General features: G+C 33.4%; 18 protein-coding genes. 5 read left to right on the top strand and 13 right to left on the bottom strand.

All coding sequences use genetic code 11. The features are described from left to right. Positions 1-107: 107 nt before the first annotated feature. Entirely contained in the window at positions 108-1,499 is a 1,392-nt protein-coding gene (locus HM981_RS10585) for an NAD-dependent succinate-semialdehyde dehydrogenase (RefSeq protein WP_179338775.1), read from the bottom strand. Between the two features lie 239 nt (positions 1,500-1,738). On the opposite strand from HM981_RS10585, the gene HM981_RS10580 reads away from it, so the two are divergent. The 3 genes from HM981_RS10580 (at position 1,739) to HM981_RS10570 (ending at position 4,069) form a co-directional block, all read left to right on the top strand. After that, complete coding sequence (locus HM981_RS10580) at positions 1,739-2,245, top strand: redoxin domain-containing protein (protein ID WP_179338774.1); 507 nt, start codon at positions 1,739-1,741, stop codon at positions 2,243-2,245. 67 nt (positions 2,246-2,312) lie between these two features. Continuing rightward, positions 2,313-3,188: a YihY/virulence factor BrkB family protein gene (locus HM981_RS10575; protein ID WP_179338773.1), complete on the top strand. Its 876-nt coding sequence runs from the start codon at positions 2,313-2,315 to the stop codon at positions 3,186-3,188. A 431-nt stretch (positions 3,189-3,619) separates the two neighbouring features. After that, positions 3,620-4,069, top strand: a complete 450-nt coding sequence (locus HM981_RS10570; protein ID WP_179338772.1) for a TlpA family protein disulfide reductase — start codon at positions 3,620-3,622, stop codon at positions 4,067-4,069. Between the two features lie 10 nt (positions 4,070-4,079). On the opposite strand, the gene HM981_RS10565 is transcribed toward HM981_RS10570, so the two are convergent. The 5 genes from HM981_RS10565 to HM981_RS10545 all read right to left on the bottom strand — a co-directional run bounded on the left by HM981_RS10565 (position 4,080) and on the right by HM981_RS10545 (position 11,115). Continuing rightward, on the bottom strand, positions 4,080-4,874 hold the full coding sequence (locus tag HM981_RS10565) for a hypothetical protein (protein ID WP_179338771.1): 795 nt from the start codon (positions 4,872-4,874) through the stop codon (positions 4,080-4,082). Between the two features lie 355 nt (positions 4,875-5,229). Next, positions 5,230-5,859, bottom strand: coding sequence for an alpha-ketoglutarate-dependent dioxygenase AlkB family protein (locus tag HM981_RS10560; RefSeq protein WP_179338770.1), 630 nt, complete (start codon positions 5,857-5,859; stop codon positions 5,230-5,232). Between the two features lie 69 nt (positions 5,860-5,928). Then, positions 5,929-7,428 (bottom strand): BCCT family transporter, encoded by a 1,500-nt coding sequence (locus tag HM981_RS10555; protein ID WP_179338769.1) that lies wholly within the window; start codon positions 7,426-7,428, stop codon positions 5,929-5,931. 252 nt (positions 7,429-7,680) lie between these two features. Further along, the gene (locus HM981_RS10550; protein ID WP_179338768.1) at positions 7,681-9,909 is read right to left on the bottom strand and encodes a T9SS type A sorting domain-containing protein; all 2,229 of its coding nucleotides are present in this window, start codon (positions 9,907-9,909) and stop codon (positions 7,681-7,683) included. Between the two features lie 165 nt (positions 9,910-10,074). Further along, positions 10,075-11,115: a hypothetical protein gene (locus HM981_RS10545; protein WP_179338767.1), complete on the bottom strand. Its 1,041-nt coding sequence runs from the start codon at positions 11,113-11,115 to the stop codon at positions 10,075-10,077. A gap of 274 nt (positions 11,116-11,389) precedes the next feature. Between HM981_RS10545 and HM981_RS10540 the strand changes: the two genes are divergently transcribed. Beyond that, positions 11,390-13,555 carry a response regulator gene (locus HM981_RS10540; protein ID WP_179338766.1) on the top strand — a complete coding sequence of 722 codons (2,166 nt, stop codon included), beginning with the start codon at positions 11,390-11,392 and terminating at the stop codon, positions 13,553-13,555. A gap of 9 nt (positions 13,556-13,564) precedes the next feature. On the opposite strand, the gene HM981_RS10535 is transcribed toward HM981_RS10540, so the two are convergent. The 7 genes from HM981_RS10535 to HM981_RS10505 all read right to left on the bottom strand — a co-directional run bounded on the left by HM981_RS10535 (position 13,565) and on the right by HM981_RS10505 (position 21,900). Further along, positions 13,565-14,164: a DUF6642 family protein gene (locus HM981_RS10535; protein WP_179338765.1), complete on the bottom strand. Its 600-nt coding sequence runs from the start codon at positions 14,162-14,164 to the stop codon at positions 13,565-13,567. An 858-nt stretch (positions 14,165-15,022) separates the two neighbouring features. Beyond that, positions 15,023-16,129, bottom strand: a complete 1,107-nt coding sequence (locus HM981_RS17560) for an ATP-binding domain-containing protein (protein WP_394351710.1) — start codon at positions 16,127-16,129, stop codon at positions 15,023-15,025. Positions 16,130-16,180: 51 nt separating this feature from the next. After that, on the bottom strand, positions 16,181-16,453 hold the full coding sequence (locus HM981_RS10525; RefSeq protein WP_179338763.1) for a DEAD/DEAH box helicase family protein: 273 nt from the start codon (positions 16,451-16,453) through the stop codon (positions 16,181-16,183). Next, positions 16,446-18,122: an ATP-dependent nuclease gene (locus tag HM981_RS10520; protein WP_179338762.1), complete on the bottom strand. Its 1,677-nt coding sequence runs from the start codon at positions 18,120-18,122 to the stop codon at positions 16,446-16,448. The genes HM981_RS10525 and HM981_RS10520 overlap by 8 nt, the downstream gene beginning before the upstream one ends. A gap of 1,523 nt (positions 18,123-19,645) precedes the next feature. Continuing rightward, positions 19,646-20,023 (bottom strand): nuclear transport factor 2 family protein, encoded by a 378-nt coding sequence (locus tag HM981_RS10515; protein WP_179338761.1) that lies wholly within the window; start codon positions 20,021-20,023, stop codon positions 19,646-19,648. 168 nt (positions 20,024-20,191) lie between these two features. Continuing rightward, complete coding sequence (locus tag HM981_RS10510) at positions 20,192-21,199, bottom strand: zinc-binding alcohol dehydrogenase family protein (protein WP_179338760.1); 1,008 nt, start codon at positions 21,197-21,199, stop codon at positions 20,192-20,194. Positions 21,200-21,225: 26 nt separating this feature from the next. Then, entirely contained in the window at positions 21,226-21,900 is a 675-nt protein-coding gene (locus tag HM981_RS10505) for an NAD(P)H-dependent oxidoreductase (RefSeq protein ID WP_179338759.1), read from the bottom strand. A gap of 255 nt (positions 21,901-22,155) precedes the next feature. On the opposite strand from HM981_RS10505, the gene HM981_RS10500 reads away from it, so the two are divergent. Further along, positions 22,156-22,500, top strand: a complete 345-nt coding sequence (locus tag HM981_RS10500) for a winged helix-turn-helix transcriptional regulator (protein WP_179339135.1) — start codon at positions 22,156-22,158, stop codon at positions 22,498-22,500. Positions 22,501-22,619 lie beyond the last annotated feature (119 nt).

Here is a 22,619-nt window from a genome sequence, read left to right as displayed (position 1 = left end):
ATCGCTTAACCTCAGTTATGAAAGCCCATCACATATGTGATGGGCTTTTTTTTATACTTTATTTTAATGTGAAAGCTATTCGCTATTCAGTTGTTACGTTTTAATGATTAGCCTATCATAATTGATTTGGCATTTACAAACTCTTTCATACCAAATCCTCCATGTTCTCTACCAAATCCTGAGTCTTTTACACCACCAAATGGCATGTTAGGATATGCTGTACCAAATTTGTTAATAAAGACCATTCCTGTGTCAAAATGTTTTTCTGCCAGTTCTATAGCATGATCTACGTCTTTAGAGAAGATACCACCACCTAGACCAAAACGACTATCGTTGGCAATTCGCATGGCATCATTTTCGTCTTTAGCTCTTATGAGTGCTGCTGCAGGTCCGAATAATTCATCATCGTAAGCGGGTTGTCCAGGGTTTACGTTTTCTAGAACAGTTGCAGGATAAAAGAACCCTTCACCATCTGGTATTTTACCACCACACAATAGTTTCGCGCCGTTTTCAATACTTTTTTCTACCTGTTCGTGTAGTGTATCTCTAAGATCCTCTCTTGCGATTGGTCCTAATTTGGTATCGCTATCCATAGGATTTCCCATTTTAAGGTCTTTCATCGCTTTCACAAATGCCTCTTTAAATTGGTCGTAAACGGCATCTACCACTACAAACCTTTTGGCTGCGATACATGTTTCACCATTGTTATAGATTCTTCCCATTACCGATGTTTTCACTGCTAATTCAATATCAGCATCTTCTAAAACAATGTAAGCATCGTTACTCCCTAATTCTAAGACTGATTTCTTTAATGCTTTCCCTGCTTTTTCACCAATAATCTCACCAGCTTTAGGACTTCCTGTTAAGGTAATTCCTCTGACTTGTTTGTTCGTTATTACCAAATCAGATTGGTCGTGATCTATTAATAATACACTGAATAAACCTTTTGGTAATCCTGCCGTGGTAAAAATAGTTTCTAATAGTTTGGCCGTTCCTGTAACATTGGCAGCATGTTTTAATAAGATGCTATTTCCTGCCATAAGATTGGTGATGGTATAGCGAATGACTTGGTATGATGGATAATTCCATGGTTGTATGCCATAAATAACACCAATGGGAGCATAGGTAATGATGCCTTTACTACCATCCTGTAGTTCTCGTTCTTCATTCTTCAGGAATTCTGAAGCGTTATCAGCTGAATAGTCACAAATACCAGCACACAGATCTACTTCCTGCTGACTCTGTTTTAAGAGTTTCCCCATTTCATTAGTCATTAGTTCTGCCAACTCAGGTTTATAGTTAAGTAATTCTTTTCCTATGGCTTTAATGATGGTTCCGCGCTCTTCAAAAGACTTTGTTTTCCAATCTAAAAATGCTTTGTGAGATTTATCGATGGTATTTTTAACCTCTTCATCTGACATATAATTATAAGATGTTAGGTTTTTTCCTGTGGTAGGATTTATAGTTGTAATGTCGTTTTTAACTGCAGTCGTTTTCATAATTCTCTTTCTTTTTTGATTCATTACAAAGGTGGGATTCTTTATAAAAAGCTATTGACGGTATCCTTATAATTGTTAACGTATATAAGAATAGGGGACTTGGAGTGTTGGTTTTATTAGGATTTAGCTTTCGGATTAATAGAATTTGCATACGAGATAAGAATAGTAATGTACAGTGATTAATTTTGAGCATTCCGCTATTGGAATTGAAATAATTATCACATAAAAAAGAAAAAGACATGTTAAAACCAAGACAGAAAACACCAGATTTAACTATTAATTTAACTAACGGTACCGAATGGACACTGAGCAAACAAGATCCAGAAGCGTTTACTATGATTATTGTTTATAGAGGTCTACACTGTCCGGTTTGTAAAACGTATTTAGAAGAGTTACAAACGAAGTTATCTGACTTTAAAGATATCGGTGTCAATGTTATTGCTATCAGTAGTGAAACGAAAGCGTTAGCTGAAAAGACCACTGAAGAATGGGAGATAGGCGATGTGCCGTTGGGTTATGAATTCCCTATAGAAGACGCTAGAGATTGGGGTTTATTTATTTCTAAAGGGATTAAGGAAGAACCAGATACTTTTATAGAGCCGGGCTTATTTATTATTAGACCGAATCAGGAATTGTATTGTGCTTCCATACAAACGATGCCTTTTGCAAGGCCAGACTTAGTTGATGTTATTAAAGCGATCAAGTTTGTGTTAAATAAAGATTATCCGGCTAGAGGAGAAGCTTAATATATATAATCCATTATCTAAGCGTAAAGTCCTTATGGGCTTTACGTTTTTTTTATAAATTCAATCTATGACCTTACCACAAAAGTTTCACATAAAAGATTTACCACAGCTTTTAGTAGCTGCAGGCCAATCATGGTTTAATGGCGCACCCTTTGAACGCAGCGCAATTGTGGCTTATTACGCTGTATTATCGTTACCTGCTTTGGTAATTATTATACTGAAAGTGGTAGGAAGTTTTTGGGGCGAAGCGCTTGTACAAGGTGAATTGCTGGGTGAAATTTCGCAAGCTATAGGTCCAGATGCCGCAGATGCTATTAGAACGATGATAGAGAATCAAAGTGGTGAAAAGACCAATATCTTTGCAACGATTATTGGTATTGGAACTTTATTGTATGGTGCTACAGGAGTGTTCTTTCAATTACAATCTGCTTTAGATACTATTTGGGAGCAAGAACCCGCGTACAAGAATAACTTGGTTGCCACATTAATGAGTCGGGTTAAGAGTTTTGGATTTATTTTAATTCTAGGTTTTTTATTACTGACAAGTTTTGTATTAACCTCATTGTTAAGCACGTTTAGTAAGCAATTGAATCGGTTTTTACCCGATGATTTATTTGATTATTTGTTTGTGGTAGACTTTTTAGTCTCTGTAGGCTTCATTTATTTATTGTTTGCGACGATGTTTAAATACTTGCCATCTGCAAAGATTACGTGGAAATCTGTACGTACAGGCGCCGCATTGACCACCTTTATGTTTCTTATTGGAAAGTACTTATTGGCTTTGTACTTTAATACTATGGAACCTGGATCTACATATGGTGCTGCAGGTTCTATTATTTTAATTATGCTTTGGGTGTCTTATTCGTGTTTGATCTTATTATACGGGGCTCATTTTACCAAACAGTATGCGGATCGTTATGTAGAAGGCGATTATATTTCATAAGGATTTATTATTATATGAACAGTTTGTTTATAGGGTATGGTTTCTTTAATATCTATTTTACATAATATAAATTATAGGACATTAAATACATTGTGTTAGAATAGTGTTGTTTGCTGGTATTTGGTTCGTTTGTTGTGTTTTATGTTAGAGATTCCTGCTTTATTAGGAATTTGGCGCACGTTTACCCGAAGTTGACCCGAATCAGACCCGGCTTTCATACGGAGTTAACCCGAGGTTACTATGGGTGAACCTCTTATTAGGTGTCCTTGATAATGGCTTGCGGTATACTGTTCCGTAGCTTGATATGCTTGGCTTGTATGGGTTTTTAGCATTGCCATTTTGATATTATAGTGTTTAAACGTCTTAAGTCCTTAAATTTGTGCTGTATTTTATTCTATAATACCTATTAATACTTACCAAAATACTTAGCAATGACTGATTCTATACCTCACATTAATGTTTTAGATTTGGACGGTGTTCCTGTAGATTTAATGCAACTCTATAAGGATAAGATTCTGCTCCTAATTATCTATAACAACGATTGTTTGGGTTGCACAGGCCGTGCGATTCCTTTAGCTTATGAGTTTCAGCAGGAATTTCCTAGTATACAAGTGGTTGGTGTTCATGCGGATTTTATAGGTCGGATTGGCTCAAAAGCTACTATTAAAGCCATTTTTACAAGTGGTGAGCTTGCTTTTCCTATTTATATAGATCGTGATCACCAGGTTTATGATCAGTTTGCGTCTGAAGGGACTCCGCAATGGGTGTTGCTTGCTAAGGATGGAACGGTGTTTCGTTCTGTATTTGGTTCTCAGGCGAATGCCAAAAACCGTTTGTATTATGCTTTGGAAAGTTTAATTACCACCGATACTCCGACTTAATTTCTTTTATTTAGATCACTGCGATACATGCCATTGCTTGAGTTGTTTTTAACCTCTCCAACGCGTTATGCTGCTGTTTTAGATATGTGATGCCTAACCAGATGGTATGTGCCACATTTGTTGGCGTGTTATTTGTATTTGGATGTTGCAATTGCAGACTTATATTGTGATGGTCTATTTTACATAATAACGGTTGACTTTGTACAACGGCACCTAATGCGTTATTGTTTGAATCTTCTGTAATGTATTCATTTTTATAGGATTGCCATATGCTATTTGAAACGGTACTTAAGGCTGCTATTAATTGAGAATGTGTCGCGTTTTCTGGAGTTTGGTTGTGGTTAAGCTGTTCGCTTTTAGGGATATTGATTGTGATGATGCTGCGGTTGGTGTTTGAATTCACCACTGCTTTTGCGGTATAGATTTGCTGAAATGGAAGGTCTTTTTTTAGTGGAAACCCGATTATAGCGTTCGGATTATTAAACAGATTGACCTCTCGTTCTCCAAGGGCACCACTCCCCTTTTGGATGACTTTACGGCAACGGCCCGTTAATCGGCTTGCCATATATGTATCTTGAAATGCTTTACCTGTAGCTCCTAAGCCTCGTCTTATGGCTTTAGATAGTTGGGCTGCAGCTGTGAACTCTTGGTTATTCGCCTTCACGTTTACAAAGGCAGGATCTGTATTAATACGTTCTCTAGATGGGCCTACGGCTTTACGCACCACATATTCTCCATTGAGTTGGTAATAGCATCGGCCTTGTAATGTGCCTTTGAATTTGAATATGCCTTCTTGTTTAGGCATTTGATTTTGTGTTGGTTATGGGTTTAAAGTTAGTAAAAAAAAGTTATCTGATGCTGTTAATTTGTTTAAAGTTAGAGTTTTAGGTGTGTGATTGTAAAATGTATTTTTAATATCTTTTGTCTTGAAACACTCATAATTAAAGATATCTAGTAGGTGTTTTTTATGATTACAGAAACAAAATGTTTTAGTTAAATCTAATTTGAAATGAACATTTCCGTAACGTGTTGTATCCAAATACAATCATCCACAGGATAATTGCATTTTGATAGCTATCGTTTTCGCCAAAATGATATGAGGCCGGGCTAAACATTGGAACTCTGTTTTTCATTATGATGATTGGGTTTGTATCGTTAGTTTACTTGATCCATCTAAAAGTCAGGTTAATTCTAGGTTGAATTTGTTTTGTTGTTTTAGGTATTTTGTGCTTCCAGTTCTCTTGCGTAGCCCCTTGCATTAGTAGTAAACTTCCATGAACCAATGGAATAGAAATTCGTTTTAAATCGTTACGCGTTGCATGCTTTAGTTGGAAAGGTCTTGTGGCTCCAAAGGTAACGGATCCAATCACTGTATTTTCACGTTGACTTTCTTCATAATCTTGATGCCAGTCTACACTATCTTTTCCATCTCTGTAGTAATTTAGCAAACAGCGTGTAAATTTGATGTTAACCTCCTTTTCTATCCGTTCTTTAATTTCTATCAAATCGGTATTCCAAGGACTTATTTTACGGTTGTTATTGGCATAAGATACTGTTTTAGCTGTATCTCCATACCAAGCGGTTAATCTGGGTAAATTAACTCGTTTACCATAAATCGTCATTGCGTCTTGTTCCCATATGGTATTTTTTAGCAAACTATTGTAAAGTCTATTACTTTCATTTACGGTGAAAAAGTTTTCAAATAAAGTTACCTCAGCTCCAGGTAAATCAAAAGTTGTTTTACGAATTTCACCTGTAGAAAATAAGTCGGTTTGATTACATAGATCCATATCGTTATCCCTTAAATCGTTTATTTATTAATCGCATAAAAAGTAAAAAACTAACAGCTAAACGTTGTGTTATTTGCATTTTTCGATCTTGCTTTTTCTAAGGTCTTTAATAAAATAGCCTAGCATAATGATGATAAAAAAGGCAAATGGTAATGAGGTTATAATTAACAGTCGCTGCACGGCTTCTAAAACATTAATATTCGCTTTTACATTACCTAATAACACTAAAGCTATTGTGGCTAATAAAATGAAAATAGACCAAATGACGCGGTGCGTTTTGCTTGGGTTTTTAGCGCCATTATCCGTAAACATACTTAAAACAAATACGGCAGAATCTACAGAAGTGATTAAAAAACTGATTAATAAGATAACGGATGTTATGTTTAAAAAGGTGGCATAAGGATAGTGCTCAAAAAAGGTAAATATGGAAGAAAATACGTTACCGAATTCATTGTTGTAGACTCCCCATTCTTCAATTAAATTAAAAGCAGCGGTGCCAAACACAGAAAACCAAAAGAAGGTTCCTAAGCAAGGAATAATTAAGACTCCTAATAGCAATTGTCGTATTGTACGTCCTTTTGAAATACGTGCAATAAAAATACCTGTAAAAGGTGCCCAAGCCAACCAAAATGCCCAATAATAGAACGTCCAACCTGTTAAAAACTCTGTTCCAGGATTATAGTTTCCAATGGCCAGGCTCATTGGTATAAAGTCTATGATATAATGAAACGTCGCTGTGGCAAATGCCGTTAGGATAGCACTCATATCGCTAGTGACAAATACAAATATTAGGATCGCCAACGTGGTTATGATATTTAATTTAGAAAATATTTGAATTCCTTTGTTTACGCCTTGCCAAGCCGAATAACAGGCTACAGCAGAAATGAGTACACAAAGTAAGATGGTTGCAGTTAACCCGAAGTCAGCTCCCATTATATGATTAATACCGCCTTTTATTTGCGTAGTTCCCAAGCCTATGGCCGCAATTAGGCCAAAAATAGTTGTAATAATGGTAATGATATCTACTGCATTTCTGGCCGTATTACTTTTTATATGATCCTCTATGGTGGCACTAATACTCACTTTCTTATTTCTTATGTATAAGCCATAAGCAATAATTAAGGCAAAAAGGCCATAAAAGGCCCAAGCAGTTAATCCCCATTGATAAAACGTAAACTCTAATGCTAAGGTATTTGCTGGTAAATTAGACGCATAAGGCGGATTCTGTTGCATAAAAACAGGCTCTTGCACGGCACGTAACAAAATGCCAGATCCCATACCTGCACTATATAGCATGGCCGTCCAAGCCCAAAGGGAATATTCAGGTTTGGCGGATGGTTTGCCTAGTTTGATGTTTCCATAACGCGAACATGCTATTGCCAATACCGCTAAAACACAAGCAAACCCTAAGTAGAGATAGAAATATCCAAAATAATTGCGCACCCATAATGACGCTTTATCAATAACGTTATAACTTGTTTCGGTAGCAAAAAAGACTAGTATGGTACAGCTGAAAATGATGGCCACAGAAATGGATAAAATGGCATGTTTCTGAATGTATTTGAACATTAAGATAGGTTCTGTTTTTACAAAAATAAGGATTAGAATATAAATCTTAATGCCTAAAGATGTTGTTGTGTTGGTTTAGTGCCTAAAACGGATATTCCTCAAACAGAATTGTTATATGGTTATATAGGTTGACTTTGAATTTAAAACGAAGAGGACGCTGTTAATTACTGTGATACCAAAATGTGTGTAAACAAAAAAAATCTCGCAAGCCTATGATAGACCTACGAGATAAAAAAAACAAAACACTATTTTTTAATTTTTAAGGAATCGTTCAGTTAAAACACTTCCGTTTTCATCTTCAATTTTAATTAAAAATAATCCATTAGATAAGCCAGATACATCAACAGTATTACTTTGAGTGCTTACTATTGCTTTACCTAACATAGAATAAATGGTTACTTGTTTTATGCTCTGAGTCATTTCTATATGTAATACCGACGTAGCTGGATTTGGGTATATAGAAACGGTATCTAAACTCAATTCACCTACGCTTAATGAAGCACAATTATCACTATAACTTGCAGTAGCATCTTTTTGCCAACCAGCTGAGTTTGGAGTAAAACCAGCATCTACTTGAATACAAGTTAATGCAGCATTACTAGTTGCATCAAAATTTATCATGTTTGCATTATTACCATTAGCAATATTCAGACTTGTTAAATTGTTATTATCACAAAATAAATCAATTAAGAACATGTTAGCAGACACATCTAAACTCGTTAAATTATTATCATAACAATATAATGCTGTAATATTTGTAAATGCTTCAATACCTGTTAAATCCGAAATATTATCATTATCAGCATAAATAGTACCTATGGCATCCGTTGCTTCGCTACACTGTATTTCTGTATCACCGTTGGTATTTATTGCTGTGTCGCCTACTAATGCAGCTTTAAAGTTTGCGTCTGGTATGTTTATCGTACAAGGTGTACAGTCATCACTGTAACTTGCAGCGGCATCTTTATACCAATTATTTGGTGATGTACCTGCGATATTAGCATCTACTTGAATACATGTTAAAGAAGGATTATTACCCGTAGATAAAAATGTCAAGTTTGTATTAAAACCATTGGCAATATTCAAACTTGCTAAATTATTAGCATAGCTTGTAATTGATGTCAACGCTGTATTTGCAGAAAGATCTAAACTCGTTATGCTATTATTATAGCACTCAAAATTTATTAAAGCAGTATTGTTAGCAACATATAAGCTCGTTAATTGGTTATCTTGACATTTTAATTGCGTTAAAGCGGTGCTAACAGAACCATCTAAACTTGTTAATTGGTTACTTCTACAATCTATAGATATTAAATCAGTATTAGAAGAAACATCTAAACTTGTTAATTGGTTAAAACCACAGAATAAATATTGTAAACTAGTGTTAGACGAAACATCTAAACTTGTTAATTGGTTAGAATTACAATACAATTCTGTTAAAGCAGTAAATGCCTCTATACCTGTTAAGTCGCTTATATTTAGATTTGTACAGTTTATTATTCCAGAAAAAGCAGTCGCTTCACTACATTGTATTTCTGTATCTCCGTTGGTGTTTATTGCTGTGTTAGCTACTAAATACGCTTTAAAATTTGCGTCTGGTATGTTTACGGTACAAGTTGTACAACTTGCGTTATACGTTGCCCCAGCATCTTTATACCAATCCGTTGGCGATGTACCTACAATAGCAGCATCTACCTCAATACACGTTAACGCCGTATTATCTGTAGCATAAAAAGAGGTCATATTTGCATTATTTCCATTGGCTATATTTAAACTTGTTATTTGGTTCTTATTACACCATAATAATACTAAATTTGGTTGCGCAGAAACGTCTAAACTCGTTAATTGGCAATCAGTAGCAAAAAAGTCCTCTAAAGCGGTGTTAGTAGAAACATCTATACTGGTTAATTGGGTTCTACTAATAGCTAACCTTACTAAAGCAGTATTAGCCGAAACATCTATACTTGTTATTGGGTTTGTATCAAAATCAAGTTCTGTTAAAGCTGTATTACTTGAAACGTCTAAACTCGTTAATTGGTTAGTATAACAACTTAATTCAGTTAAAGCCGTGTTAGCCGAAACATCTAAACTCGTTATTTGGTTTTCACCACAATTTAATTCTGTTAAAGCAGTGCTAGAAGGAAGGTTTATACTCGTTAATTGGTTATTTCGTAAATCTATAGTTGTTAAAGCTGTATTAGCAGAAAGGTCTAAACTTGTTAATTGGCTGGTAATACACTCTAATTGTGTTAAAGCAGTAAAAGCTTCAATACCTGTTAAATCTGAAATACCAAGATTATAAAGACCTATTGCTCCTGTAAAAGCAGTTGCTTCACTTACTTGTATTTCTGAATCTCCATTGGTGTTTATTGCTGTGTTACCTACTAAATAGGTTTTAAAATTAGCATCTGGAATGGTTACGTTTTGTGCATAGCCAAATGTTGCTATGAGTACGAATAATAAAAGTAATTTGTTTTTCATTTTTATTGTTTTTGGGGTTTGTTATTGATCAGTTACGCTATTTGTTTGGCAGTATTTGCCATCTAGGAATTGCTTCCAGTCTAAGTTGCGTAAGGAATAAATTGCTATGTGTAAATGAATTTAATGGAGTCCTACTATTAAAAGTTAATAGTAGGACTCTTGTTTTTATCTTACAGTAACGGTATCACCACAACCAGAATTTGAACTATACACTTTGGTATTGGTGGTTGTACCATTGACCTGTATATAAGCGTCTTGCCCACAACTCCATGATGCAGAACCACCTGCACTAATTTTTGTACCTCTGTTTTTGCTTCCACTACGTGCCACATAAATAGTGCTTCCGCTTGTATTACGTAAGGTTACCACATCTACCTTTTGACGACTTTGATAATTAGCTTCGTTTTGTTTTTTTCTTCGCTCTAAGTCTTTCCATTCTGGCGTTGCCATTACAGAATCGTTGTATCTTTTAGCTTCTGCGCGTTCTGCATCTCTTGCCGCTTTTCTTACGACTTCTATATTTGCTACGTTGTTATCCGATTGTTTTTGCTTTGCAGTTCTACCCTCTTGTTTTGCTTTCATTGCCACCAAATAATTTGTAATCATTTCCCTTATGTTCTTGGTTTCAAATTCCTTATATTCAGGACCAAAATTACCAGCTGCTGCTTTTGCTTGGTTCTTTAGTGCTTTCATTTTTGCCATAAATGAATTTTTCTTTTTTGGCTTTTTCTTATTTTTGGTTTTTTCCTTTTCAGATTTTGATCCTACTTTAATATAAACCTCAAGAAGCGACTTAAAAGAAGTTTTGTCTTTTGAAAGTCCTTCAACAAAAAACACATAATTATCAATAGAGATATATGAAAGTTGACCTTGCTTCTTGCTTAATACTGATTCATACGGATAACCTACACAGCTGTTTCCTTTACCAGAAGCATCAATTGAAAAATAAGTTTTTCCTATATCTGTGCCTTCGTCTACAGTAGCTTCTAATTTGTAACCTTCGCCTGTTGGTAAATAGTCTATTTTAAATTTAACTACAGCATTTCTACTTTTTGCCTTAAAAAAGCCATTCTCTGATTCAGACATTTCTAGATAACCATGGTATTGATCTTCTTCAGAAATGTTATCAAAAAAACCATTTTGTGCTTGTAATCCTGTAGTCATTACTAATAGCATACCTAAGATTACCTGTTTTGTTTTGTTCATTTGTTTCATTTTAATTTGTTTTGTTTGTTTTATTTTGTTTGATGCAAATCTATTAGGCAACAGGTGTTTACATCATTCACAAAACCACTATTCGAGCCATACGCTGACTATTTGAGTCAAAAACCAACTATTTGAGTCAAAATGCATTTATGCCCAATTCATTGTCCCAAAAAAAGATATATTTACAATTAAAGCCTACCTAAACGGTATGGTTTAAGTTGCTTGTTTTTAGCTCATGCCTCTGCAATTTGTTTAGGTGATATTTAGTCGTGATATGAAGAAAAAGTATGAAAGTGTTATTAGTTTAGGAACCCAAGCGCGTTATTCTATTAGCTTAAATAAACGCATACGTTTACTCAATACCTTTTGTTTAATTTGGATTCATTTAATTCTATTTTTTTATTCTATAGAAATGATTGTAGGTCTACTACTAGAGGTTATTAAAGAACGTGTTATTAGGTTTTCTTTTTTTGACGCCACATCCTTTTTTACGCTATTCTTTATCCTTAACGCCTTACTCATTATACTCTTTATTAATAAGCATCACCATTTTAAATGGGCACGCTTACTTTTTATAAGTGTTTTTATGATTAGTAATACGCTTGAATCTCTAGTCATGACACCAGGTCATTATCTAGAATATTATTTATTACTCTCCTCTCCTATTGCTCTTACTCTTTTTACAAAGAAAAGTTCATCATACATTGTGTTAGCCGTCAGTTTCTTGTTGTTTTTAGCGCCTTATTATTTTTATGTGGTTTATCCCATAGCATATGTTGATCGGCTACTGGTATTAGAAACCTTATGTGTTTTTCTAGTGATCCATCTTTTGGTCAGTTATTTTAAAGAAAGCAATCTAAAAAGCGAAAAGCTATTAGCCTTAGAACGCGATAAAGTGCTCTCTGATAAGATGATTTTAGAAGAGCAGGAAGCCGAATTGCGTGAGTTGAATGCATTTAAATCGCACTTTTTCGTGAACCTATCTCATGAAATACGTACACCTTTAACCTTAATTCAAGGGTATACCAATCAATTAGACTTTAAAGCTTCTGATAAAGAAAACCAACAAAAAACAGCGATTATAAAAGAGCAGTGCCTTCAAATGCAAACTATTATTAATAGTATTATGGATTTGAGCAAGATGGATAGCAATGAATTTCAGCTTCATCGTATGCCAGTTGATGTTCACTCTTTTTTAGAAAAACATGTCATTAATTTTCAAAGTCTTTTTGTTAAAAAAAACATCGACTTTACCTTTAATAACAACACGTTAAAAACCACTATTTTAATAGATGAAGACCTATTTTCTAAAGCCATAACCAACTTACTGAGCAATGCCCTAAAATTTACGCCTAATCACGGCAGCGTTGCTATACATACGTCTTTTAAGAATGAAGGAATTACCATTAATGTTATAGATTCTGGTATTGGTATCCCTAAAGAAGAACGTGAAGCGATTTTTAAACGCTTTTATCAGGTGAAGAATGATATTACCAAAAGTCAAGGTAGCGGTATTGGTTTGGCTTTTACAAAAAGTATTATTGGTGCGCATCAATTTGCTATAGCTGTAGAAAGTAGTTTTGGCAGTGGTACTTGCTTTAGCATTTCTATTCCTAAACCTTTTGTGAATTCTGGGACTAACACAACCTCTGTTGCACCTTTTGATGTTATTGACGATGCTAACACTAGCCTTACAGCAGCACCAAAGCCTTCTTTAAAAACCAACAGACAAAGCATCCTTGTTGTCGATGATCATGAACAAATGCGGAAGTACTTAACCAAGGTTTTGCATCATTATGAGATCACAGAAGCCGAAAACGGAAAAGAAGCCCTTGAAATTCTTAAAACTAACAGTTTCGATCTAATTTTAACGGATTATATGATGCCTGTTATGGATGGCGAAACGTTAGTCAAACAATTAAAACAGCAACAGGACAAAACTCCTATTTTAGTGCTTACGGCACGGACCGACCAGCAAGGGAAATTATCGATGCTACGTTTAGGGATTGATGGCTATTTACAAAAACCCTTTATGGAAGAGGAACTTTTAATTAATGTAAAAAACTCTATTGCGCTTTATAGAAATATTGTTGAATTTGATAACGCTAACGCTCCTGAAGTGCTGCAAAACTTAAATGCCTATGCAGATAAATTTAATCTTAAGATTACGTCTTACATCAACAAAAACATCAACTCACCACTGCTTACTGTAGATGCTATTGCAGATTATATGAAGGTGTCTAGAAGTACACTGAACCGCAAGGTTAAAAGTTTACTAGGACAAACGGTGAACCAATTAATACAAGAAGCCCGTTTAGAGAAAGCCCGAAATTTAAGAGCCGAAGATCCTTTTGCTTCTAAAAAACAAATTGCAGAAGCTGTTGGCATTACTAATACCACGTATTTGTTTGATAAGTTGAAGGAACGTTATGGTGTTTAGGAGGAGCGTTTAATAATACAATCTAAAATCTAGTAATTGGCAAACGTTATAATGTCTTTGGTGCAACTCTTCTACAACCGCAAACATATCATCATCTTCTTTAAATAAATTAAAGAAAGCTTCATCTAGTTTTGTGCTCGCTATGCCATTATAGGCATGACCATAGCCAGAAATCGCTTTTGCTCCCGTAATATCTAAAAAGTATTGAGCTTCTTCTTCGTCTAAATCGAGAATTTTGGCATTTGAGAAATGTAAAATCTTACCGTCTAATCGGCCTTCAAAAAGTTCTGCAATTTCTTGTAAACTATAGTAGTAGTCATTTAAACATATATTATTGGCTTCTCCCCTAATCACCAAATAGATGATTTCATAATCCTTAAAGTTATGATCATCTAGTACCAGTGCGTTTAGGCTATCTTCTAGGCCTTCAATGGTGTCGCAGGTTTTATAGATGCTTGCTATGCCATAGTTTAAGGCCAATTGCTCTAAGTTTTGTTGTGCTTCGGTTACCGTGTTGGCGTCTACATCATCTACTCCTTCTAAGCAATAAATAAAGTAATCTGTGTCTGTAATCTGTTCTTGTGGTAATTGTGGTTGTTTTTCTAGCAAGCTTCTCAATTTATGCAGCGTTTGTAAAGTGCGAAATTAAAAGAATGTTTTTAATGTTATTAGTGGTTTGGTGTGAAATTTTGTTATGGGTTATATTAATTTCCTTCTAAAAATAAGTTACTGAAGTTGTTGGCATTACTAATTCTATGTATTTGTTTGATAAGTTGAAGGAATGTTATGGTGTTTAGTAAGGAATATTTGTTTTAATTATGAAACTTAAGAGCTTATTATGTCTTTTTTTCTTGTTAAAAAAGAAAAAAAAAATTAAGGAGGTATATTATTTTGGAAACAAACATTTAGTAACGTGTTGTAGTATATTTGGCTGTAATGATGGAATTATATAAAATTAAAAAGCACCTTATATAAGGTGCTTTTAAATGTTTTTAATGTTGTTGATAAATGATCGTGCGACCTTTACGACCGTTACCACCGAGTTTTATATAAACTCCCGTTTTTCCAATCCAAATTCTTAATCCTTTTATATTTAAAAGGTGTAAATAGTTGAAATAAAAACTCAATAATTCCATTTTTAATAATTTTAATGGATTACTAAAACTATACCTATTTTATAAGGTCAAAAAAACCTCTATAGATTTAGAGGTTTCAGCGAATATAAATAAAATTATCTAAACTAACAATTATTTATTGTAAGAAGCTTTATTAGTAATGCCATAAAGCATACACAATTCACTGACCTATTTCTGTAGTATTAGAAGTAGATTTGTTGGTTGCGATGCTCAAAAGGATGGTTTGCTGTTTTTTGTTTTTTAGGCATTAGTGTTTGTTGAAATAATAAAGTTAAGCATTAATCATGTTTCATATTAAGCATTAATCATGTTTTATACGGATTATTTACATTCAATATGGATTCAAAATTGGATTAGTCGTTATAACAACTAGTCTTTTAGATGCTCTCGTCAAAGCTACATAAAGATGTTTTGGGCTTTTAAAATTATTAGCATTTAAAATTACAACTGTATCAAACTCTAACCCTTTAGTTAGAAGTGTAGTTCCTATACAATTCCCATAAATATTTCTACCCATTCTACGAATCTTATTTCTCTTGTCTACCATTGCTTCATACACTGTTATATCATTAATATGAGCCTGGTATAATGCATCAATCATTGACTTTAACAACTCTTTTCTATAGCAAGTAATTTTTAATGAGTTTTTAATTATTTCCAAAGAATCTGAAATAATTAGAAATGACTTATCGTTTTTCAAAGCTTCAAAGTTTGTTTTCAACTGCTCTATTCTTGCTTTATCTTCTTCTCCTCTTTTCGATATAGCGCCATTTTTATTTAGCCATTTTTTTAATTCTGTTTTCTTAAAAACTGAAAGAGAAAATTTAAAAACTATCGAAGCAATATTATCAGTATCTGCTCCATCTATTTCTTTAGAAAATTTATAAAAATCTTTATTGTCAATCGACTCCAATAATGAAAAACTATTATTGAATTTTTTTATTATATAAAGCCTTGGATGAATAGATGTCGAATCTGGATGTATTAATAAAGGATTATTATTCTTATTAATAACTTTCCACATTAATTTAGAATATCTATTTGGTCTGTAATCTGTCAACTCATTTTCTTTGAAAATATTAGTTTCAATGGATTTATAATCTCTTAAGTCTATAACTTCTTTATTTAATAATTTTTCTCTTATTGCTTTTAAATCATCACCAAGATCTTTTCTGCTATTGTTGTACCATCTCCATGGAATCTCTAATTCAAAAAGATTAGTTTTGAATTCTTTCATTGATTTATGATTAAAATCTACAAGATTACCATTATTAAAATCAAATATTCCTTGTAAATGATCTCCAAGAATTCTTGTTGGTAATAAACCGGAAAGAGCAAGAATTAATTTATGTTGTTCAATTGTACAATCTTGATACTCATCTACAAACAAACCGCTATACGTTGAAGAAATCACCTTAGTAATTGGTTTTAACTTAATGATATTTACAGCTTCTTTAATTATAAATGGATAATAAGCATTTGAATCTTCTTACTCAGGGATTTCATCTTTATTTATATAAAATGATAGAACATATTTTTGAGCAAAACTAGTAATAGTTTCAACATTAAAATTATGACTGGCTATTTGAGCTTTTTTTAATTTTTCTTTTATTGATGAAACTCCAGCATGAGTATGTTTTAAAATTAATTGCCTCCCTGTTGTTTTTTTTAAAGATTCGGAAATAGTATGTGTCTTACCATATCCAGCTGGTGCAATAAGCAAGCTTTTTTGTTTTGAAACAAAATTCTGAACATCAAACATTATCTATCCAATTTGAGAGTTTAGTAACTTGTTTTCCAATATGAGTTTTACCTATTTTATCAATATAATTGAATAAAATACTTCCAATCTTTTCGCCATGATCCATTCTTTTAAACCATTCTTTTTTTAATGCAACTTTTCCCAAAACAATTCGCATTTTTGGATCCTCAGCTATAATCCATGAATTAGGCTCTCCCTTATAAATCTCAATAAATTTTGCGTCAACACTATCTTTTATACTACTTAGTGTTTTTAATTCAATTGCATAAGACACCATTTCTTGAATCGCATTCCAGGGCAATTCCTTAAACATTTGGTTTTCTATAGCATTTTCATCTTCACAATCAATAATAGTAACACCAATATCTTTCAACCCTTGCTTCTTATCATTAATATTTGTATCATCAGAATCGCAGAATGCACAAACTTCATAACCGCATTCTACAAAATCTTTGCAATAATTAATAAATGCGGAACCTGTTCCATCAACTAATCGAACTCCTTTAAGCGAAATATTATCTTCTCCACCCAAGAGTCTTTTATTATTTAAAGCTCTACAAAAACCTACTTCTGTAGCACCCTCACAAACAACAACTTTATCAGAGAAAAAAGCTTCAGGATTTTTTCTAACTGTACCTTGCATGGACTCTTTAAGCTTCCTTAAGTTTTTTTCTTTTTTAATTATTTTATATAGATTATCCACGTCAAGTTCAACTATAACATCTCTTGAATGTGTAGTAATAAAAACCTGGCCAGTATTTTCTAATTTTAATGTTTTAGCAAGATGCTGTGCTCTATCAGGCTCTAGACCCTGTTCAATTTCATCGATTAAAACAATCCCTCCAGATTTAGCTAGTTCTGCTTGAATCGCGATAGAAATTAACCTTTTTGAACCTTTTCCCTTTAATCTAAAAGGAACATTATCATCATGTAATGAAAATCTACCTTCAGATAATGAAATATTCTTTAAATCTAAATTTGTAGAAACTTTCGAAATATCAATTCCAAAAGTTTTAGAACTAGTAATAATCTTTTTTAAAACGTTTTCGAATTCTCTAAAATCTTTTTGATCTAATTCATACTTTACATTTCTCATTGATTCGATTAAAACATCAGCAATGCTACTCTCTTCTTCGTCTAATTTAAATAGGGCTTTTAATGGACTTCTTTTATCCCAGGAAAAATGATTATCTATATAATCAGAAATTTGAAACATATTTAAACTACTTCTTTCTGAGGAAGAAATTTCTATTGGATCTTGTCTATCATTTATTATATACCATTTTGGTTGTAAACTTTTGTCAACCAATAGTTTTAAGGTTAAAATAATCTCCAAATCATCTTCGATTTCATCCTTAATAGTATCATTAGTTTTATCTAATCCTCTTATATACAATCCAAATTTACTTTCTTGGATTAATTTTTTTGGTAAGTCATATAAAGAAGCTTCAATTTCTATAGATTTTAAAATATCACAATTATGAAAATCAGTATCTTTTATAGTTAAATTCCAATTAGGATTTAGAACATAAGAAATAGCTTCTAATATTGTACTTTTTCCAGAGTCACCACGACCTATAATGCAAACAAAATCATTTAATCCAAATACTTGTTCAAAGGATTCTATTCCTCTAAAATTATTGATTTTAAGTGTATGTATTTTAGACATATTTATTTTTAATATTATATTAATAATACAAGAAACTTAAAACTAAAGTTAAAAGCTAATTAGTTAATTATAAGGAGAATTTAAATATAGTATTTTTTGTAGGAATTATTTTGAGTTAAACCGTATTAAATGTTTGATTACTAGTTTGAATAAAATTATTCAACACAAACAGAAACGTACACATTTACTTTTTTTATTACTTTAAAAACTAAAACGTTAAATCACCAAATTAGCTTTCTCATCAGCTAATCCAATCTCTACAATACTACCAGAATTGAAATTTAAAAAATCGGATTCTATACCATCACTAAAGATGATGCCTTTTGTAGGCATATTGGATTCAATTTTTAATGTGTTAGTAGTGTTTATTATGCCGTAACCGACTACTTTATTTTATAATTAGATATCAGTCTGATATAGTGGATTCCTGCCTTCGCAGGAATGACAGATTTACATTCGTGATACTATTTTAATTAACACTTCTAACATTGCAATTTATGAATGCTATTTATTTCGTTCTCGATACATTCTTAAGAAAAATGATCGGGACACTCGAACTGACGTCAGCGGTTTTGAGGTGTTTGTTAGATTGCCTATTGTTTTGTGAGGTTCTCGATACATCCCGACAAAAGGGTCGGGACACTCGAACTGACATCAGTGGTTTTGATGTGTTTATTATTGGTTTCTATTTGATTTAGTGGATTCCTGCCTTCGCAGGAATGACAGATTTTCATTGGTAATACTATTTTCATTAATACTTCTAACATTGCAATTTAAAAATGCTATTTAGTTGGTTCTCGATACATCCCAACGAAAAGGTCGGGACACTCGAACTGACGTTAATGGTTTTGAGGTGTTTGTTATTGGTTTCAATTTGATTTAGTGGATTCCTGCCTTCGCAGGAATGACAGATTTTCATTGGTAATACTATTTTCATTAACACTTTTAACATTGCAATTTAAAAATGCTATTTATTTCGTTCTCGATACATCCCGACGAAAAGGTCGGGACACTCGAACTTACGTCAACGGTTTTGAAGTGTTTGTTATTGGTTTTAATTTGATTTAGTGGATTCCTGCCTTCGCAGGAATGACAGATTTTCATTGGTATTACTATTTTCATTAATACTTTTATCATTGCAATTTAAAAATGCTATTTATTTCGTTCTCGATACATCCCAACGAAAAAGTCGGGACACTCGAACTGACGTCAACGGTTTTGAAGTGTTTGTTATTGGTTTTAATTTGATATAGTGGATTCCTGCCTTCGCAGGAATGACAGATTTTAATTGGTATTACTATTTTCATTAACACTTCCAACATTGCAATTCAAAAATGCTATTTATTTCGTTCTCGATACATTCTTACGAAAAATGGTCGGGACACTCGAACTGATATTAGGGTTTTTGATGTGTTATTGTGGTAATGGTTGGGATACTAGAACTGATCATATAGCTTAATTTTTAACTTTATGGCTCTAGTAAAGTGTGCTAGTAGTATGGACTATCTTAATTTTTCCAAAATTTAATACATCGTATTTTCATTCGCTGCTGTTTTAGGAATCTGTTGGATAGCGTCCCAATGCTCAACTATTTTTCCGTTGTCATCGCACCTGAAAAAATCCATGGTGATATATTGGTCATTATCGGGCCAAATTTGATGCGTGTGTAAGGAGACTAAATCGCCTTCAGCAATACTGCGTACAAAGTTTATGGACTTATTAGGAAATTCCGTTTGCATACGTTCAAAATAATCAATAAAACCTTGTGTCCCGTTTGCAACTGCTGGGTTATGCTGAATATATTTATCACCTACATAAAGTTCTATCGCTTTTTTAGGATTCCCTTCGTAAGCCATTTTATAAAAGGCAATGGCATTTTGCTTATTTTGTTCTAGATTCATAAGGTTTGCTTTTTTTATTAGTTGTTTTCGTCAGTTCGAGTGTCCCGACTTTTTCGTCGGGATGTATCGAGAACCATAACAATTAATAAGCTTCTCGATACTAATTTCTCGTACCTCGAAATGCACTCGAAGTGACAATTATTTTTTATAGGATACTTTCTAAAAAGATTAAAACCCTTCTAAAACAATTTTACCCTTTGCTTTTCCTGTTTCTAGGAATGCATGCGCTTTACGAAGATTTTCTGCATTGATAATTCCGAAGTTTTCACCTAAAGTGGTTTTGATGGTTCCGTTATCAATCAACTCAGCCACTTTATTTAAAATGTTGTGTTGCTCCATCATATCTTCGGTTTGAAACATAGAACGTGTAAACATAAACTCGATATGCGTAGACACTGCTTTTGATTTAAAAGGCATCACGTTGAACGCTTTTGGATCGTCAATAAATCCGAATTTACCTTGTGGTTTTATCAGTTTTACAATGTCATCGGCATGCTGTTCTGTGGCATTTAAACTCACCACATATTCTGGAGCCGGAAGGTTGTGTTTTTCAAACTCTTCGCTTAATTTATGTCTGTGATTTATAACAGCATCTGCACCTAAGTCCTTTAACCAGGTTGTGGTTTCTTCGCGAGACGCTGTAGCAATAATATTTAGTTTAGTAAGCTTTTTTGCTAATTGCACTAAAATAGAACCCACACCTCCAGCGGCACCAATGACTAAAATGGATTTACTAGTATCATCGGTTGCGACTTGTAATCTATCAAACAATAGTTCGTAAGCTGTAAGTGAAGTTAAGGGTAAGGCCGCAGCTTCAGCATAAGATAAACTTGATGGTTTTTTACCCACAATGCGCTCATCTACTATTTGGTATTCGGCATAACTGCCTTGACGTGTAAAATCACCAGCATACCAAACTTCGTCACCAACTTTAAATAAAGATACGTCCTCGCCTACTTCTTTTACTATTCCGGTTGCATCCCAACCAATTACTTTCCAATCGTCACCTTCTACTGGCATACCTGCGCGGACTTTGTAATCTACAGGGTTTACAGAAATAGCTTTTATGTCTACTAATATATCTCTACCTGTTGCTTTTGGTGTGTTTAATTCTATGTCTTGTAATGATTTAACGTCTTCTATTGGAAGATTCTCTTTATATCCTATGGCTTTCATGTTTTGTGTTTTTTAGATGGAATTGCTTACTTAAATGTTACAATATCTTCAAAGTTTCGTCTTGATTTTCCATGTTCTGGATCTGCTTTTCTGTACCCAAAAGCTGTCATAAATGATAAGCCGTATTTATCTGTGTCTACTCCGAACTTCTCTTTTAATAAGGCTTCTGCTTTTTCTTGGTGGAACCCTTCAATAGGACAAGAGTCTATACCTATTAACGCTGCAGCAGTCATCATATTACCCAAAGCAATATAGGTTTGTTTAGACGACCAATCGAATAACTTTTTGTCGGTATCTAAATCAAAATCACGCTCTTGAAACTGTCTGTAAAATGTTGAGTACATCTCAATAACCTCTTGTGGTAATTGTTTGACGTCTTTCATCATGTGCATAATATATTCTGAATCGTGTTTTACCATTGGTGCTTTCATACTTAAACCCAGAACAAAATGGCTTGCTGTATCTAATTTTAAAGGAGCTCCCCAAGCTACAGGTTTTAATAGTTCGCGTAATTCTTTGTCTTGAACCACAATAAAGTGCCAAGGTTCAAACCCAAATGAACTCGGTGATAAATGTGCGGTTTCTAAGATGAATTTCATATCCTCATCTGATACTTTTTTTGTGGCATCAAATTCCTTAGTCGCATGTCTGAAATTAAAAGCGTTTAATATGTCTGCTTTGGCAATGTTAGGTGTATTCATAATTCTATAGTATTAGCTTGATTAATTGTTTTTATAATTTATACTATTAAAAGTATAGTGACAAAAGTATGTATAGTTTTAGTTTCTTACAATAACGGTCAAAAAGGATAGTATAAAATTTGTTAGATAAGTATTTGTATTACAAGGTTTTGTAAATTAAATAATTTACTATAAAAAGTATAGTTGTGTAATTTAGTATAGTACTATATCTTTGTGCTCGCAGAACTATGACTGCTATAATTTTTTAACTGTATGATGTATCACTATAAAGGAAAAGACTACCCGTGTTGCGCAAGTTTAACTATGGGCATTATTGGAGGTAAATGGAAGACGGTTATTTTGTATCATTTAATAGACGGTACACTTCGGTATAATGAATTAAGAAAAGAAATGCCTAAAGTTACAGAGCGCACCTTAAGCTTACAATTAAAGACTTTGGAAGAAGATGGTATTGTAAAACGAAAAGTATATACTACAAAGCCTCCTTTAAAAGTAGAATATTCGTTAACCGATTTGGGAAAAACGCTTATTCCGGTTATTCAATCTATTGCAAATTGGGGAGTATCTGTTGTTGAAGACAAAGAAGGCGTTGTGGTGTAACACTAGATTGGTGTTTTTTCACTATAGTATTGTTTTGTGGGTTTCTCGATACATCCCGACAAAAGGGTCGGGACACTCGAACTGACATCAGTGGTTTTGATGTGTTTATTATTGGTTTC

Origin of the sequence: Winogradskyella ludwigii, from assembly GCF_013403985.1 — a bacterium.
GTDB classification, from domain to species: domain Bacteria; phylum Bacteroidota; class Bacteroidia; order Flavobacteriales; family Flavobacteriaceae; genus Winogradskyella; species Winogradskyella ludwigii.
The sequence above is the reverse complement of the archived record's forward strand: the minus strand, read 5'-3'. Positions and strand labels throughout refer to the sequence as shown.

Bases quoted from the DNA above. Each gene is read 5' to 3' on its own strand.
- HM981_RS10585 (WP_179338775.1), bottom strand. From the start codon at position 1,499: ATGAAAACGACTGCAGTTAAAAACGACATTACAACTATAAATCCTACC.
- HM981_RS10580 (WP_179338774.1), top strand. From the start codon at position 1,739: ATGTTAAAACCAAGACAGAAAACACCAGATTTAACTATTAATTTAACT.
- HM981_RS10575 (WP_179338773.1), top strand. From the start codon at position 2,313: ATGACCTTACCACAAAAGTTTCACATAAAAGATTTACCACAGCTTTTA.
- HM981_RS10570 (WP_179338772.1), top strand. From the start codon at position 3,620: ATGACTGATTCTATACCTCACATTAATGTTTTAGATTTGGACGGTGTT.
- HM981_RS10565 (WP_179338771.1), bottom strand. From the start codon at position 4,874: ATGCCTAAACAAGAAGGCATATTCAAATTCAAAGGCACATTACAAGGC.
- HM981_RS10560 (WP_179338770.1), bottom strand. From the start codon at position 5,859: ATGGATCTATGTAATCAAACCGACTTATTTTCTACAGGTGAAATTCGT.
- HM981_RS10555 (WP_179338769.1), bottom strand. From the start codon at position 7,428: ATGTTCAAATACATTCAGAAACATGCCATTTTATCCATTTCTGTGGCC.
- HM981_RS10550 (WP_179338768.1), bottom strand. From the start codon at position 9,909: ATGAAAAACAAATTACTTTTATTATTCGTACTCATAGCAACATTTGGC.
- HM981_RS10545 (WP_179338767.1), bottom strand. From the start codon at position 11,115: ATGAACAAAACAAAACAGGTAATCTTAGGTATGCTATTAGTAATGACT.
- HM981_RS10540 (WP_179338766.1), top strand. From the start codon at position 11,390: ATGAAGAAAAAGTATGAAAGTGTTATTAGTTTAGGAACCCAAGCGCGT.
- HM981_RS10525 (WP_179338763.1), bottom strand. From the start codon at position 16,453: ATGTTTGATGTTCAGAATTTTGTTTCAAAACAAAAAAGCTTGCTTATT.
- HM981_RS10520 (WP_179338762.1), bottom strand. From the start codon at position 18,122: ATGTCTAAAATACATACACTTAAAATCAATAATTTTAGAGGAATAGAA.
- HM981_RS10515 (WP_179338761.1), bottom strand. From the start codon at position 20,023: ATGAATCTAGAACAAAATAAGCAAAATGCCATTGCCTTTTATAAAATG.
- HM981_RS10510 (WP_179338760.1), bottom strand. From the start codon at position 21,199: ATGAAAGCCATAGGATATAAAGAGAATCTTCCAATAGAAGACGTTAAA.
- HM981_RS10505 (WP_179338759.1), bottom strand. From the start codon at position 21,900: ATGAATACACCTAACATTGCCAAAGCAGACATATTAAACGCTTTTAAT.
- HM981_RS10500 (WP_179339135.1), top strand. From the start codon at position 22,156: ATGTATCACTATAAAGGAAAAGACTACCCGTGTTGCGCAAGTTTAACT.